Source organism: Amycolatopsis sp. NPDC005961, from assembly GCF_040629235.1.
GTDB classification, from domain to species: Bacteria; Actinomycetota; Actinomycetes; order Mycobacteriales; family Pseudonocardiaceae; genus Amycolatopsis; species Amycolatopsis camponoti.
The window spans coordinates 26,370-40,192 of record NZ_JBEXVF010000047.1 but is presented as its reverse complement, the minus strand read 5'-3'; the positions used below and the strand labels follow the sequence as shown (position 1 = coordinate 40,192).

The window sequence follows — 13,823 nt, the reverse complement described above, 5'->3', positions numbered from 1 at the left end:
CGTGGTGCCATGGCATCCGAAACGGACCGGCTCGCGGCCGAGCGTTACGTCGTCCTGACCACGTTCCGCCGCGACGGGCGCGCGGTGCCGACCCCGATCTGGGTGGCGGGCGACGGCGGCGAGCTCGTCTTCAACTCCGTGCGCGACGTCGGCAAGGTCAAGCGCATCGGCAACAGCGGCCGGGTGGAGGTGCAGGCCTGCGACCTCCGCGGCCGCAAGACCCACGGCGCGAAGGTCAGCGGGCAGGCCCGGCTGCTGGACCTCGACGACACCCGGCGGGTCCAGGGCGTGATCGGGCGCAAGTACGGTGTCTTGGGGCGCCTGTCGATGTTCTTCTCGAAGCTGCGCGGCCCGGCCGACCGGACGGTCGGGATCGCCGTCAAGCTGGACGACTGAACCCGCGGAAGCCGCGGCGCAGGTAGTTCGGCAGGGCGTTCGGGTGATCGAGCGTCGAGGTGTGCAGCCAGACCCTTTTGGTGCCGGGGAGTGCCCACGCGTCGGCCACGACGAGGGTGAGCGCGTAGCCGCCGAGCCCCTTGCCGACGAACTCCGGCAGCAGGCCGAAGGTGGTGATCTCGACGTCGCCGCCGGGCTGCGACTCGACGTCGGCGGCGCCCGCGACGTCGCCGCGGTATTCGATGAGCCGGTACCGCCGGTTCGGTTCGGCCAGCCAGCTTTCCCAGTCCTCGTCGGTCCTGGACGCACTCGGCCACCGGTACGGCGTGCCGATCCGGACGTGCAGGTCGCGGATCACCGGCCCCGGTCCGGCGGGTTCGAGCGCGACGCCGTCGACGACCGGCGCCGGGTTGAGCTGGTCGGCGGCGGTCATTTCGAGCTGGGTGACGATCTCCTCCACCCGCGGCAACCTACGGCCCCCGGCCGCCGCTGTCAGCCCCTTATCGGGGCACGCTCGCCGCGCGCATCGCCGCGGCCATGGCGGCCGAGTCGTGGTCCGGGCCGCAGCCTTCGACGAGCACCAGGTCACCGGGGATGTGGTCGGCGCGCAGCCGCAGGATCTCGCGGTAGGCGGGTGAGCCGTACCACTCGCGCGCGGCGTCGAGGCCCGGGAACTCGATGACGACGAGCGCGCCGGGCCATTCGCCTTCCACGACGTGCACCGGCGAACCGTGCACGACGAACTTCCCGCCGTACGGATCGAGCGTCGCCTGGATGCGTTCCAGGTACTCGAAGACGTCCTCCGGCAGCACGGCGGGCGGGCGCAGGTGGGCGAGTCCGTAGGCGGTCATGGCGTCCCTTTCGTTGTCGTGAAAGGAATCCTGACGCTTCTCGCGACCACCGTCGATTACGCCGGAGGTAATGACGGCGCCGCACGAACCGTGACCCGCCCGGCTAGACCTTCGCGACCGCGGCCAGCGCCTCGGGGAGTGTGAAGGCCCCCGCGTACAGAGCCTTCCCGACGATCGAGCCCTCGACCCCGTCCGAAGCCAGCCCGGCCAGCGCGACCAGGTCGTCCACACTGGACACGCCGCCGGAGGCGATCACCGGTGCGTCGGTGCGGGCGACGACGTCGCGCAGCAGCTCGAGGTTCGGGCCGCGCAGGGTGCCGTCCTTGCTCACGTCCGTCACGACGTAGCGGGACGCGCCGTCGCGGTCCAGGCGGTCGAGGACCTCCCACAGGTCGCCGCCGTCGGAGGTCCAGCCGCGGGCCGACAGGCGGTGGCCCGCCTCGGTGATCCGCACGTCGAGGCCGATCGCGACGCGGTCGCCGTACTCGCCGATCACGCGGGCGGTCCACTCCGGGTCCTCGAGCGCGGCGGTGCCGAGGTTGACGCGGCGGGCACCGGTGGCCAGCGCGGCCTTCAGCGACGCGTCGTCGCGGATGCCGCCGGAGAGCTCGACCTGGACGTCCAGCCGGCCGACGACGTCGGCGAGCAGCTCGCGGTTGCTGCCCTTGCCGAAGGCGGCGTCGAGGTCGACCAGGTGGATCCACTCGGCGCCGTCGCGCTCCCAGGCGAGCGCCGCTTCCAGCGGGCTGCCATAGGAGGTCTCGGTGCCGGCCTCGCCCTGGACGAGTCGCACGGCCTGGCCATCGGCCACATCAACGGCGGGAAGCAGCGTGAAAGTCACGCCGGTAACTCTAAAGCGGAGACCCCCGTCACCCGGTCAGAGGGTCGCGAGCCAGTTCTTCAGCAGCTGCGCGCCCGCGTCGCCGGACTTCTCCGGGTGGAACTGGGTGGCCCAGAGCGGCCCGTTTTCGACCGCCGCGACGAAGTCCTCGCCGTGGTTGGCCCAGGTGACCTTGGGTGCCTGGCCGATCCCGGATTCCAGCTCCCACTTGCGCGCCGCGTAGGAGTGCACGAAGTAGAAGCGCTCCGCGGGGTCGAGCCCGGCGAAGAGCTGCGAATCGGCCGGCGCGCGCACCGTGTTCCAGCCCATGTGCGGCAGGACGTCGGCGTTCAGCCGGTCGACGACGCCCGGCCACTCCCCCGTGCCCTCGGTCTCCTCGCCGTGCTCGACGCCGCGGGAGAAGAGGATCTGCATGCCGACGCAGATGCCGAGCACGGGACGGCCGCCGGCGAGGCGCTTGCCGATGATCCGGTGGCCCTTGACGTCCAGCAGTCCCGCCATGCACGCCGAGTACGCGCCGACCCCGGGCACGACCAGGCCGTCGGCCTCGATCGCGGCATGCGGGTCGGCGGTGACCTCGACTTCGGCCCCGGCGCGCGCCACGGCGCGTTCGGCGGAGCGGAGGTTGCCGGAGCCGTAGTCGAGAATCACCACACGAGACACGCCACCCAGCGTAGCCGCCGCCCTCAGCGGCGCTCGAACGAATAGACGTCCGTCACGGTGTTGCACGGTGCGGGCGGCACGACCTCGACGCGCAGCACGCCGGCGTCGTAGTCGACGCCCTCCGGCGTGAACGTGCCGGTGCAGGTGCTGACCAGCGGGACCTGGCCGATTTCGCGCACCTTCGCCGTGACGTCGTGGCCGGTGAGGGGCCGCGGGAGGTCGATCTGCAGGAGCTGCAGGTTCGTCGGGAACAGGTCGTTGTACGGGTCGCTGGTCGCGCAGATCAGGCGGGTGGGGCTGACGAAGTCGCAGCCCTGGGCGCTGCGGATGTGGTGGTCGAGGTGGATGCGGGCGGCGACGGGCAGGTCGCCGGCGGTCTTCGGGCCGCGCGGGTTGAGGAACGGCGTCGGGGAGACGTAGAGGCGGTCGATCTCGCCGAGCGGGCCGGAGACGAGCCACTGGCCGTCGGGGGTGGCCGCGACCTGGGCGTTGGCGTTCGGGGCGGGCTCGTCGGCCTGCAGCGGGTGGACGAACTCCGTCGTCGTGCCGTCCGGCTGGGTGACCAGGTACATCTTCCTGGTGGGCGTCGGAGCGACGGTGTCCTGGTAGACGTCGAAGACGTAGCCGCGCAGCGAGTCCGGGTCGCCGACGTGTCCCCAGCCCTCGTCCTTGAGCGGCTGCGGGATGGTGGCGCCGTTGCGGTAGACGATTTCGGGGGCGTGGCCGGGCAGGCGCAGCGTGGTGAGGCCCTCGCCGCTGACGCGGTTCTCGGCGGTGGTGTGCCCGGTCCGGCGCCAGGAGCTTTCGTGCGCCGTGGCGACCCCGGTGGCGCCGAGCAGGATGGCGGTGGTGAGAGCGAGCAGACTGGCCGCGCGCATGTGCGCTCCTCGGGAGTAGAGGCCTTGGCGGCGGCGACGCGATTCTGCCATGGCGGGGTCGCGGGCCGGAAGAATCTTGGCGAAGGACGTTTGGGCGTCCCGCTCGCTGGGTACTCAGCCATCCGATCGTGTGGGTGACCCTCGCGCGACCGGACGCCAGGAGGCGAAGATGGCCGAGGACGACTTGCTGTCCCAGATGCTGCACGCCTGGCGCGACGACATCGAGAGCGTGCCGTTTCCGCAGTTCACCGAGCTGCTGATCCCCCGTCAGCAGATCCGGCCGCGGTGTTCGCCGTCTGCGTCTGCTGCCCGCGTGACGAACGCCACGCGGAGGACAGACGCCTGACTGTGGTTTCCTGCGAGGGCCGCATCGCCGCGTCCCCCGGGAGCCCTCATGAGCCGCACCCCTGATCCGCACGACTTCCTCGACCTCGACGCCGGGCTCGCCGAGGAAGAGCGCGGCATCCGCGACGCCGTTCGCGCGTACGCGAAGGACAACCTGCTCGACCACGTCGCCGATTGGTACGAATCGGGCGCGCTGCCGGCCGCCGAGCTGGCCAAGGGCTTCGGTTCGCTGGGGCTGCTGGGCATGCACCTGGAGGGCTACGGCTGCGCGGGCACCAGCGCGGTCGCGTACGGCATCGCCTGCCGCGAGCTGGAAGCCGTCGACTCGGGGCTGCGCAGCTTCGTGTCGGTGCAGGGTTCGCTGGCGATGTACGCGATCCACAAGTGGGGCAGCGAGGAGCAGCGCCAGGAGTGGCTGCCGCGGATGGCCACCGGCGACGCGCTGGGCTGCTTCGGGCTGACCGAGCCGGACGCGGGCAGCGACCCGGGCGCGATGCGGACGCGGGCGGTGCGCGACGGGCCGGACTGGGTGCTTTCGGGCACGAAGATGTGGATCACCAACGGAACGGTCGCCGACGTGGCGGTCGTCTGGGCCCAGACCGACGACGGCATCCGCGGCTTCGTCGTCCCGACGTCGACACCGGGGTTCACGGCCAACGAGGTCAAGCACAAGCTGTCGCTGCGGGCGTCACTGACGGCGGAACTGGTCCTCGACGGCGTGCGGCTCCCCTCTTCTGCCGCGTTCCCCGAGGTCCGGGGCTTGCGCGGCCCGCTGTCGTGCTTGAACGAAGCCCGCTACGGGATCTTGTTCGGCGTGGTCGGGGCGGCTCGCGCGTGCTACGAGTCGGCGCTGGAGTACACGCTGTCGCGGTCGCAGTTCGGCAAGCCGCTGGCCGGGTTCCAGCTGACCCAGCGCAAGCTGGCCGACCTGCTGGTGGAGGTCAACCGGGCCGGCCTGGTGGCGCTGCAGATCGGGCGGCTCAAGGACGCGGGGACGTTGCACCACAACCACGTGAGCTTCGGCAAGATGGCGAACGTCCGATCGGCTCTTTCCGCGGCGCGTGAAGCCCGCTCGATGCTGGGCGCGAACGGGATTTCGCTGGAGTACCCGGTGATGCGGCACATGGCGAACCTGGAGACGGTCCTGACGTACGAGGGCACGGAGGAGATGCACGCGCTGTCCCTGGGCCAGGCGGTGACGGGGCTGGCGGCGTTCCGCTGATCAGTTTTTGTCGGTGGTGGTCTCTAGTGTGCGGGCCGTGGACTTTTCATCGTTCGAGACGGTGCTGGAACTGCGCCGCTACACCCTGCACCCCGGCCGGCGCGACGAGCTGATCGCGCTGTTCGAGCGCGAGTTCGTTTCGCCGCAAGAGGCGGTGGGGGCGCATCTGTTCGGGCTGTTCCGGACTCCGTCGTCCCCGGACGAGTTCGTGTGGTTGCGGGGGTTCTCTTCCTTGGCTGCGCGCGCGGACGCGCTTTCCGCGTTCTACACGGGACCGGTGTGGCGCCGTTTCCGCGACGAGGCGAACGCGACGATGGTGGACTCGGACAACGTGCTGCTGCTGCGTCCGGTCCGTCGTGGGCTGACTTCCCCACCCCCGGGTTCGGGGTTGTACGTCTCCTTCGAGGCGTCGCCGTCGGCGTTCGCGGTGTTCGAGACGGAGCCCGCGCCGAACAACTTCCCGCAGCTGCCGGTGCGGACGGACGGGCCGTTCACGGTGTCGTTCAGCCGCGAATCACCGGGAGAGAGGCTGGAGCCGACGGCGCGATCACCGCTCCGATGAGAGCAGTTCGATGAGCCCGTTGGGGTAGAGGATCTTGCTGCCGTTCTCGAACTCCTCGACGGCCACCCACTGCGCGGTGGCGGGGTCGTCGAGGATCTTCATCTCGTCCCGGGCGTACAAGTCGGAGTCGACGAACTCGGCCTCGTAGACGAAGGCGATCTCATGCCCGGGGCGGCTTCGCCAGGTGAAGACGTTCTCGAGCACGCCCAGCCGTTTGCCGACTTTGATCTCGGCGTCGAGCTCTTCGCGAAACTCCCTCTTGAGGGCGTCCTCGCTGTTCTCCCCGAACTCGACCCCACCACCGAGGGGCCGGTAGTAGGTCTCGTCTTTGACGTCGTCACGCCCTTCGAAGACAAGGATTTCATCGCGCCGCCGTAGCAGACCGAGCGCGATCGGCCGAATGCTGGACCCCATGGAGGCCACGCTATCGGCCCGTCGCGTTCGAAGCACCAGCCACCCAAGGGCCGCTACGATCGCCGCCAGCGAGAGGGTCCAGCCAAGCCCGAACTCCCCAGAAGCCGCCACGGCCACTACACCCACAACCGGGTAGCACCAGACCGAAATGCCGATCACCACCTCGTTCCAGCTGGTCGACTGTGCGTGCATGCTGGCCTACGATGGTTCGATCCTGGTGGGCGGGGGTGCAAGACGTGCGAGCTTGGCGACTCATCCACCGGATAACCCTGCTCACCGAGTATCCGCCCTTCTCCCTGCCCGGGATCGAGAAGCTGATCGAGCAGGAGGAGATCGACTGCCGGAGGTGCGGGACGACTCTGGAGCTCTACTATCGCAAGCCGTACTGTCCCTTCTGCGGGAAGTTCGTCAAGTTCAACGCTGACGGAACTCAGAAGTGACGTCGCCGTCGGTGGCCGACGCGGCGGTCGGTCTCGGTGCCCGCATCGGCCGATACTTCAGCATCGTCAGCATGGTGCCATCGCTCTTCCTGGTCGTGTGGAGTACCGCCCTGGTGGCGAGCGACGCTTGGCAGTCCGAGCCGAATTTGTCCCGGATGGTTCCTCGGCTCGCCGATATCGGTTTCGCCTCGATCACCTGGCTGCTTCTGGCCACCATCATCGTGGCACTGTTCCTGCATCCCCTTCAGCTGGCAATGACCCGGTTCCTCGAAGGCTACTGGGGCAGCTCACCAATGGCCGTCAAGTTGTTGAGCATGCGGATAACACACTACCGGAAGCAGCGGCGCAGCCTCCACACACAGGAACGCGAGCTTTCGAATATCCTCAAAAGGCGCCTGAAGATCTTTCTTGCCGAACAGTACTTTCTTGACCTGCTCGACGAGGAACCGAATATCGTCCATCCCGAGAATCTCAGCAAGGAGGATCGGAAAGAGGCCGAACTGGGCATGTTCGGAAGCGACCGAGCACACGAGCTCTCCGGTTTGAAAGCCGCACTGGAGTCAATCAGGCAAGAGAAGAGCCGCTACCCTGAGATCGACCGGATGATGCCGACACGCTTGGGCAACGCTCTGCGCCAAGCCGAAGACTCCGTCGGCCGGCAGTACGGACTGAGCGCCATTCGCACAGCACCGTACTTGGCCTTGATCTCACCCGAACTCGATCGAAGCTACCTCAACGACACCAGGCAACAACTGGACACCTCGGTCAGACTTTGCGTCGTCGCCTTGCTGGCGACCATCGAAACGGTCGCGTGCCTGTTCACCGACGGTTTTTGGCTCTTGCTCGCCCTCGGTCCCTACCTCCTCGCCTATCTCGCATACCGTGGCGCCATCGCGGCAGCCGACACCTATATGGCTGTTGTCCGCACCGTTCTCGACCTGAACCGGTTCAAGCTCTACGAGAGCTTGCACGTGCGCCTCCCGACGAGCACGCTCCAGGAGCGCAAAGCCAATGGCGCGTTGATGGATCTCCTCGGGGGAAGTGACGAAGTCAATGTCCGCTACAAACACCCCAGCACCGGAACTCCGCCTACTCCCCCAGGAAGTCCTTGATCGACAACCTCAACGACCCGGCGTCCAGCCCATGGGCCAGATCATGGTCACCGATCTCCCCATAAGTCCGCACCTCGGCATCCCGCCGAACCCCCAAAGACCGCAACCGATGCGGCAGATCCGACAAAGCCTCCGAAACCCAGTAAGCCGAAGTCCCCGCCGAATAAGGCTCCACGAGAACAACCGAACCAGAAGCCGAAAGCACCGCCGACCGCAAACCAGCCGAATCAAACGGCCGAATGGTCGACGCATACAACACCGTCACATCCAGACCCGCACACGCCCGCAGCACCCGATCCAGCATCGGCCCCACAGCAACGACAACACCAGACGCTCCGAACCGCAGCCGAGTGAACCCAACCCCCAAATGCGGCGAAGCGTTAGCCTGAGCCGAAAGCCGCAGATAAACCCGCCCATCCCCAGGAATTGACTCCAGCAACAATCGACGGGCCTCGGCAGCGTGCCCCGGCACATGCACCGTCCACCCCGGCAAGGAGTCGATCAAAGCAACATCACCCGGCGACTGGTGCGTCCGCCCCGCCATCGACATGTCGTACGACGCCCCGTACGACACCAGAACCCCACCCACCTCCTGGTGCGAAAAGTCCAGCTTGATCTGCTCGAACGCACGCTCCACCAGGAACGACGGGAACGTGTGCACGATCGGCCGCAACCCCGCCAGCGCCAACCCCGCACCGGCGCTGACCAGCAGCTGCTCACGGATCCCCACGTTGATCACCCGGTCGGGATGACGGCGAGCCGCGCCGGCCAGCTGGGCCGCCGAGATGTCCGCCAAGACCACCGCCACGTCCGGGTCCGCGTCCAGAATCTCTTCCGTCGTCTTCAAAAATGTTTCCCTCATGGAAAATCAGCCCTTCGGTTCGACGACGGCGACCACGGCCAGCGGCCGGCCGGAATGGGCGTCGGTGAACGCCGAGTACAGCGCCGCATGGTCGCGGCCGGACACCGTGCGTGTCTCCCAGCCCTCCACCTCGAAACGGCGGGCGACGCCTCCCGGCCAGCCGTGCGTCGACGATCGGTTGTCGATCACCACCGTCGTCAGGTTCTCCAGACCGGTGCGCGCCGCGACGACGATCGCCTCGTGGTTCGATCCCTCGTCCAGCTCGGCGTCGCCGATCAGCGTCACGACCTTCGACGGCAGCCCGCGGGCGCGCAGCCCGAGCGCCGTGCCGAACGCGATCGGCAGGCCGTGGCCGAGGGAGCCGCTGGAGATCTCGACGCCGGGGACGCGCCGGCGGTCCGGGTGGCGGCCGAGGCGCGACAGCGCGTTGGACCACATCGGCAGCTCGGCTTCGTCGAGAAAGCCCTTCACCGTCAGCACGGCGTAGTACGCCATCGGCCCGTGTCCCTTGGACAGCAGGAAACGGTCGCGGTCCGGCGAGCGGAAGTTCGCCGGCGTGACGTCGAGCACGCGGTCGTAGAGCACCCACAGGACGTCCACAGTGGACTCCGCGGCGGCGTGGTGCTTGTCGTCGCCGGTCATCAGCGAGATCAGTCGCGGTAGCTCGGCGTAGCCCGGTTCGGTCGCAGTGGTCATACTCCGACGATGCAACCTCGACTAAACTCGAAGTCAAGGATAGCCTGAGCTGGTGACGAGGCTCGCTGAACATCTCAGCATCGGACAGGTGGCGGACCGCAGCGGCGTGCCGCACACGGCACTGCGGTTCTACGAGGAGAAAGGCCTGATCAGCTCGGAGCGGTCGGCGGGCAACCAGCGCCGCTACCCACGCTCGGTGCTGCGGCGGATCGCGTTCATCCGCGCCGCGCAACGGGTCGGGCTCTCCCTCGAAGACATCAGCGCGGCGCTGGCGTCACTGCCCGCCGACCACGCCCCGACGAAGACCGACTGGGCGCGGCTGTCGCGCGACTGGCAGCACGAGCTCGACGCGCGGATCGACGCCCTGCAACGGCTTCGCGACCGGCTTACCGGCTGCGTCGGCTGCGGGTGCCTGTCGCTGCGCAGCTGCGCGCTCTACAACAACGACGACGAGCTGGCGCGCTTCGGGCCGGGAGCGAGCAAGCTGCGTCCGGCGGTCGAGGGCGGCATCTAAATCGCTTGCCCGCCGCGGGATCCTGGGGAGGAAATGAACGAGAAAGAACTGATCCGCATCTCCAAACGGATGTCACTGCACCTGCGCCACAACCCGGCCGCGGCCGGCCTCACCCTCTCGCCCGACGGCTGGGTCGAGGTGGACGCGCTGCTGCGCGCGCTGAAGATCACGCGCGAACAGCTCGACGAAGTGGTCGAGACGAACAACAAGCGCCGCTTCGCGTTCGACGAGACCGGCGCGCGCATCCGTGCGAGCCAGGGCCACAGCGTCTCGGTCGACCTCGGCCTGGCGGACGCGCAGCCGCCGGACGTGCTCTACCACGGCACGGTGGCAAAGTTCCTCGACGCGATCCTGCGCGAAGGGCTGCGCCCGATGAACCGCCACGCGGTCCACCTTTCGGAAACGGTCGACACGGCCCGGACGGTAGGCGCCCGACGGGGCAAGCCGGTGATCCTCCGAGTCGACGCCGCGGCAATGTCCGAGACGGGACACGCGTTCCAGGTGAGCGCGAACGGAGTCTGGCTGACGGCGAGCGTGCCACCGAAGTACCTCTACCGCATCGGTTGAGGCGCGCCGCAGCGGACGACACGCGTACCCGGACGGCCGACACGCGTGCCCAGGCGGACGACACGCGCGCCGGAAGCCGGATCTCGCGCGAATGGGCGCGCGACCCGCGTGATCAGCGAGGCATCACGCGTGACCGGGCGGGCATCACGCGTGACTGGCGAGGCATATCGCGTGATCAGCGAGGCATCTCGCGTGACTGGGCGGGCATCTCGCGTGATCAGAGGGTCGACACCGCTGTGGGGGTTCGGCGGCGGGGGCGGCCGAGCAGGCGGCGGCCCACATCCAGCAGTTCCGTGCGCAGGACGTCGTCGCTCAGGCGGGCCAGGTCCGGGGAACCGCCGGCCATCGCGATGCCCGTCAGCGCCACCATCGCGTTGACCCGCGCCGCCGGCGTCGGGTCCGGGCCCGACAGGATGCCCAGCAGTGCCTGACCGAAGCCCTCCATGCCGCCGTGCGCCGACTTCTCGATCGCGCGGACCAGGCCCGGGTCGCTCGAAAACAGCGCCACCAGCGCGCGGTGCCGGATCACCAGGTCGACGAACCCCTCCAGCAGCAGGTCCACCTGCGTGCCGCGGCGCTTCTGCGCGGCCGCGCGCAGCACCAGCTCGTCCAGATCGCGCACGCCGGGCTCGGCGACGGCCTCGGTGATCTCCGCCTTCGTCTTGAAGTGGTAGTAGACCGCCGCCTTCGTGATGCCGAGCGCGTCGGCGATCATCTGCAGCGACGTGCCCTCGACCCCGTGTTCGGTGAACAGCCGCAACGCGGTCTGCAGCAGTCGGGTCCGGGTGTCCTCGGCCGGGCCGGCGGTCATTCTTCCTCCTCATCGAGCCGTCGGAGCGTACGTCACTCCCTGTCGATCGGCAAACCAGCCACTAGCCGATCGGCTGGGATAAACCTTGCTGTTCGGCAAGTCACATACTTGCCGATCGGCTTGGACCTCTGCTTGCCGATCGGCTAGCTTGGTCAGTAATCAGATGGAGTGAACCGACCCCGTTCGGGCGAAACGGAGCTGACTCGTGGCGACCTTCCTGTACCGGCTCGGCCGGTTGTCCTTCCGGCGGCGAGCGCTGGTCGCCGCCGTCTGGGCGGCCGTCCTCGTGGCGCTCGGGCTGGGCGCGCTCACGCTGTCCGGCCAGCTGTCGAACTCGGTGACGATCCCCGGCACCGAGTCGCAGCGGGCCGTCGACCTGCTGACCGAGAAGTTCCCGCAGGCCAACGCCGGTGGCGCCACCGCGCGCGTCGTGATCGAGGCGCCGGCCGGCACCTCCGTCTCCGACGCGAAGGGCAAGGCGGCCGTCGAGACGCTGGTCGGGCAGCTGAAGACCGCGCCGAAGGTCGCGGTGGTCGTCGACCCGTTCCAGGCGCAGTCGATCTCCCCCGACAAGCGCGTCGCGCTCGCCCAGGTCAGCTACGGCGCGAAGGCCTACGAGCTCACCGACGGTGACCGTCAGGCGCTGCTCGACGCGGCGAACGCCACCCGCGCGGCCGGGTTCACCGTCGAGTTCGGCGGTGACGCCGTCCAGGGCGTCCCCGAGACCGGCGCGACCGAGGGCCTGGGTGTCGCGGTCGCCGCCGTCGTGCTGATCATCACCTTCGGCTCGCTCGTCGCCGCCGGGATCCCGCTGCTCACCGCGCTGATCGGCGTCGGCACCGGGATGGGCGGCATCTTCCTCGCCTCCGGCTTCCTGGAGCTGAACTCGAACACGCCGATCCTCGCGCTGATGATCGGGCTGGCCGTCGGCATCGACTACGCGCTGTTCATCGTGTCGCGCTACCGGCACGAGCTGAAGCTCGGCCGCGATCCTGAGGAGGCCGCGGGCCGCGCCACCGGCACCGCCGGTTCGGCTGTCGTGTTCGCCGGGCTCACCGTCATCATCGCGCTGGCCGGCCTGACCGTCATCGGCATCCCGTTCCTCGGCCAGATGGGCGTCGCCGCGGCCGTGACCGTGGCGGTCGCCGTGGTCATCGCCCTGACGCTGCTGCCCGCGATCCTCGGCTTCGCCGGCACCCGGGTCGCCGGCGAGCGCATCCGGCTGCGCCGCAAGCCCGTCGAAACGACGCACGGCGAGCGTTGGGCGCGGTTCGTCGCCCGCCACCGGTGGCCGGTGCTGCTCGTCGCGCTGGCCGGGATGGCCGTCGTCGCGCTGCCCGCGCTCGGCATGCAGCTCGGCCTGCCCAACGACGCGACCGCCGCGCCGGAGTCCACGCAGCACAAGGCGTACGAGATCGCCAGCCGCAGCTTCGGCGAAGGCTCGAACGGGCCGCTGCTGGTCGTCGTCGACACCGGCGCGAGCACCAACCGGCAGGCCGCGCTCGGCCAGGCCGCGGCCGACATCCAGAAGCTCCCCGACGTCGCCGCCGTCACTCCGCCGCGGGTCAACCAGACCGGTGACACGGCGTTGCTCACGGTGATCCCCAAGAGCGGGCCGAGCAGCACCCAGACCGAGGACCTGGTGGCCGCGATCCGCACCGAGTCCGGCGCGCTGGAGAACGCGACCGGCGCGAAGCTGGCCGTCACCGGGCAGACCGCCGCGAACATCGACGTCTCGGAGAAGCTGTCCGACGCGATGTTGCCCTACCTCGCGCTGATCGTCGGGCTGGCGTTCGTGCTGCTGATGCTGGTGTTCCGCTCGGTCGTGGTGCCGCTGAAGGCGACGATCGGCTTCCTCGGCTCGGTCGCGGCGACGTTCGGCGCGGTGGTCGCGGTGTTCCAGTGGGGCTGGCTGACGGACCTGCTCGGCGTCAAGTCGACCGGGCCGATCATGAGCATGCTGCCGATCCTGCTGATCGGCGTCCTCTTCGGACTGGCGATGGACTACCAGGTGTTCCTGGTGACGCGGATGCGCGAGGAGCACGTCCACGGCGCGGAGCCGCAGGAGGCGATGGTCACCGGCTTCCGCCACGGCGCGCGGGTGGTCGTCGCGGCGGCGCTGATCATGATCAGCGTGTTCGCCGGGTTCATCCTGGCCGAGTCGGCGCTGATCCAGTCGATCGGCTTCGCGCTGGCGTTCGGCGTGCTGGTGGACGCGTTCGTGGTCCGGATGACGCTGGTGCCGGCGGTGATGTCGCTGCTGGGCCGCGGCGCGTGGTGGCTGCCGAAGTGGCTGGACCGCATCCTGCCGGACGTCGACGTGGAGGGCGAGAAGCTCACGAAGCACCTCGACACCGCACCCGACGACGACGAGCGCGAACTGGTCGGCGCGAGCCGGTGAGCCGCTGGTTGTCCACAGCCCGGGAGGGTTGTGGACAACCAGGCTCCGGCCGCCGGTTTGTCGGCCGGGGCCGATAGACTGGACCAGGGACGCCCCCCAGGGAGGGCGGGGGTTCCGGCAAAGTCTTGTGGCCTGGTTGCAGGCGGGCACGGCCCTCATCGATCATGTGATTGCCTAGGTCCCATGATCGTGTGAGAGAGCTGTGCCCGCTGCACAATCGTGCCTGATCCCTGTCGTACTTGGGGTCT

Annotated in this window: 18 protein-coding genes; 9 read left to right on the top strand and 9 right to left on the bottom strand. The window is 69.0% G+C overall.

The window, feature by feature from the left end:
- The first annotated feature begins 9 nt into the window (after positions 1-9).
- Entirely contained in the window at positions 10-396 is a 387-nt protein-coding gene (locus ABZ342_RS33170; RefSeq protein ID WP_360481402.1) for a PPOX class F420-dependent oxidoreductase, read from the top strand.
- On the opposite strand, the gene ABZ342_RS33165 is transcribed toward ABZ342_RS33170, so the two are convergent.
- From ABZ342_RS33165 to ABZ342_RS33145, 5 genes are all read right to left on the bottom strand, one after another.
- Positions 380-856 (bottom strand): GNAT family N-acetyltransferase, encoded by a 477-nt coding sequence (locus tag ABZ342_RS33165; RefSeq protein WP_360481399.1) that lies wholly within the window; start codon positions 854-856, stop codon positions 380-382. The genes ABZ342_RS33170 and ABZ342_RS33165 overlap by 17 nt on opposite strands.
- A 40-nt stretch (positions 857-896) precedes the next feature.
- Positions 897-1,247 carry a DUF1330 domain-containing protein gene (locus ABZ342_RS33160; protein WP_360481396.1) on the bottom strand — a complete coding sequence of 117 codons (351 nt, stop codon included), beginning with the start codon at positions 1,245-1,247 and terminating at the stop codon, positions 897-899.
- A gap of 103 nt (positions 1,248-1,350) precedes the next feature.
- Positions 1,351-2,088, bottom strand: a complete 738-nt coding sequence (priA, locus tag ABZ342_RS33155; RefSeq protein ID WP_155541974.1) for a bifunctional 1-(5-phosphoribosyl)-5-((5-phosphoribosylamino)methylideneamino)imidazole-4-carboxamide isomerase/phosphoribosylanthranilate isomerase PriA — start codon at positions 2,086-2,088, stop codon at positions 1,351-1,353.
- 36 nt (positions 2,089-2,124) lie between these two features.
- The gene (gene hisH, locus ABZ342_RS33150; RefSeq protein ID WP_155544323.1) at positions 2,125-2,742 is read right to left on the bottom strand and encodes an imidazole glycerol phosphate synthase subunit HisH; all 618 of its coding nucleotides are present in this window, start codon (positions 2,740-2,742) and stop codon (positions 2,125-2,127) included.
- 32 nt (positions 2,743-2,774) lie between these two features.
- Positions 2,775-3,629: a hypothetical protein gene (locus ABZ342_RS33145; RefSeq protein ID WP_360481393.1), complete on the bottom strand. Its 855-nt coding sequence runs from the start codon at positions 3,627-3,629 to the stop codon at positions 2,775-2,777.
- Positions 3,630-3,798: 169 nt separating this feature from the next.
- Here ABZ342_RS33145 and ABZ342_RS33140 point away from each other — a divergent pair, with 169 nt between their 5' ends.
- Genes ABZ342_RS33140 through ABZ342_RS33130 form a run of 3 tightly spaced genes read left to right on the top strand, consistent with a single transcriptional unit; the run spans position 3,799 to position 5,758 of the window.
- A complete protein-coding gene (locus ABZ342_RS33140; protein WP_196425229.1) occupies positions 3,799-3,975 on the top strand; it encodes a hypothetical protein in 177 nt (58 codons plus the stop codon).
- Positions 3,976-4,023: 48 nt separating this feature from the next.
- Complete coding sequence (locus tag ABZ342_RS33135) at positions 4,024-5,196, top strand: acyl-CoA dehydrogenase family protein (RefSeq protein ID WP_360481390.1); 1,173 nt, start codon at positions 4,024-4,026, stop codon at positions 5,194-5,196.
- A gap of 37 nt (positions 5,197-5,233) precedes the next feature.
- Positions 5,234-5,758 (top strand): NIPSNAP family protein, encoded by a 525-nt coding sequence (locus tag ABZ342_RS33130; RefSeq protein ID WP_360481386.1) that lies wholly within the window; start codon positions 5,234-5,236, stop codon positions 5,756-5,758.
- On the opposite strand, the gene ABZ342_RS33125 is transcribed toward ABZ342_RS33130, so the two are convergent.
- Positions 5,744-6,364, bottom strand: a complete 621-nt coding sequence (locus tag ABZ342_RS33125; RefSeq protein WP_360481383.1) for an NUDIX hydrolase — start codon at positions 6,362-6,364, stop codon at positions 5,744-5,746. The genes ABZ342_RS33130 and ABZ342_RS33125 overlap by 15 nt on opposite strands.
- Before the next feature lie 44 nt (positions 6,365-6,408).
- Here ABZ342_RS33125 and ABZ342_RS33120 point away from each other — a divergent pair, with 44 nt between their 5' ends.
- Together ABZ342_RS33120 and ABZ342_RS33115 are read left to right on the top strand one after the other, a co-directional pair.
- Positions 6,409-6,612: a hypothetical protein gene (locus ABZ342_RS33120; RefSeq protein WP_360481380.1), complete on the top strand. Its 204-nt coding sequence runs from the start codon at positions 6,409-6,411 to the stop codon at positions 6,610-6,612.
- Positions 6,609-7,724: a hypothetical protein gene (locus ABZ342_RS33115; RefSeq protein ID WP_360481377.1), complete on the top strand. Its 1,116-nt coding sequence runs from the start codon at positions 6,609-6,611 to the stop codon at positions 7,722-7,724. The genes ABZ342_RS33120 and ABZ342_RS33115 overlap by 4 nt, the downstream gene beginning before the upstream one ends.
- Here ABZ342_RS33115 and ABZ342_RS33110 read toward each other — a convergent pair.
- Positions 7,702-8,586, bottom strand: a complete 885-nt coding sequence (locus ABZ342_RS33110) for a transketolase (RefSeq protein WP_360481374.1) — start codon at positions 8,584-8,586, stop codon at positions 7,702-7,704. The genes ABZ342_RS33115 and ABZ342_RS33110 overlap by 23 nt on opposite strands.
- A gap of 6 nt (positions 8,587-8,592) precedes the next feature.
- Positions 8,593-9,282, bottom strand: coding sequence for a thiamine pyrophosphate-dependent enzyme (locus tag ABZ342_RS33105; protein ID WP_360481371.1), 690 nt, complete (start codon positions 9,280-9,282; stop codon positions 8,593-8,595).
- 52 nt (positions 9,283-9,334) lie between these two features.
- Here ABZ342_RS33105 and soxR point away from each other — a divergent pair, with 52 nt between their 5' ends.
- The gene (soxR, locus tag ABZ342_RS33100; RefSeq protein WP_360481368.1) at positions 9,335-9,796 is read left to right on the top strand and encodes a redox-sensitive transcriptional activator SoxR; all 462 of its coding nucleotides are present in this window, start codon (positions 9,335-9,337) and stop codon (positions 9,794-9,796) included.
- Positions 9,797-9,829: 33 nt separating this feature from the next.
- Entirely contained in the window at positions 9,830-10,363 is a 534-nt protein-coding gene (locus ABZ342_RS33095; RefSeq protein WP_360481365.1) for an RNA 2'-phosphotransferase, read from the top strand.
- A gap of 217 nt (positions 10,364-10,580) precedes the next feature.
- Here ABZ342_RS33095 and ABZ342_RS33090 read toward each other — a convergent pair whose 3' ends face one another.
- Complete coding sequence (locus ABZ342_RS33090) at positions 10,581-11,174, bottom strand: TetR family transcriptional regulator (protein WP_155541965.1); 594 nt, start codon at positions 11,172-11,174, stop codon at positions 10,581-10,583.
- Between the two features lie 205 nt (positions 11,175-11,379).
- Here ABZ342_RS33090 and ABZ342_RS33085 point away from each other — a divergent pair, with 205 nt between their 5' ends.
- Positions 11,380-13,575 (top strand): MMPL family transporter, encoded by a 2,196-nt coding sequence (locus ABZ342_RS33085; RefSeq protein WP_360481362.1) that lies wholly within the window; start codon positions 11,380-11,382, stop codon positions 13,573-13,575.
- The last annotated feature ends 248 nt before the right edge of the window (positions 13,576-13,823 follow it).

Bases quoted from the DNA above. Each gene is read 5' to 3' on its own strand.
- ABZ342_RS33125 (WP_360481383.1), bottom strand. From the start codon at position 6,364: ATGCACGCACAGTCGACCAGCTGGAACGAGGTGGTGATCGGCATTTCG.
- ABZ342_RS33140 (WP_196425229.1), top strand. From the start codon at position 3,799: ATGGCCGAGGACGACTTGCTGTCCCAGATGCTGCACGCCTGGCGCGAC.
- ABZ342_RS33160 (WP_360481396.1), bottom strand. From the start codon at position 1,247: ATGACCGCCTACGGACTCGCCCACCTGCGCCCGCCCGCCGTGCTGCCG.
- ABZ342_RS33090 (WP_155541965.1), bottom strand. From the start codon at position 11,174: ATGACCGCCGGCCCGGCCGAGGACACCCGGACCCGACTGCTGCAGACC.
- ABZ342_RS33095 (WP_360481365.1), top strand. From the start codon at position 9,830: ATGAACGAGAAAGAACTGATCCGCATCTCCAAACGGATGTCACTGCAC.
- ABZ342_RS33145 (WP_360481393.1), bottom strand. From the start codon at position 3,629: ATGCGCGCGGCCAGTCTGCTCGCTCTCACCACCGCCATCCTGCTCGGC.
- ABZ342_RS33135 (WP_360481390.1), top strand. From the start codon at position 4,024: ATGAGCCGCACCCCTGATCCGCACGACTTCCTCGACCTCGACGCCGGG.
- ABZ342_RS33110 (WP_360481374.1), bottom strand. From the start codon at position 8,586: ATGAGGGAAACATTTTTGAAGACGACGGAAGAGATTCTGGACGCGGAC.
- ABZ342_RS33170 (WP_360481402.1), top strand. From the start codon at position 10: ATGGCATCCGAAACGGACCGGCTCGCGGCCGAGCGTTACGTCGTCCTG.
- ABZ342_RS33105 (WP_360481371.1), bottom strand. From the start codon at position 9,282: ATGACCACTGCGACCGAACCGGGCTACGCCGAGCTACCGCGACTGATC.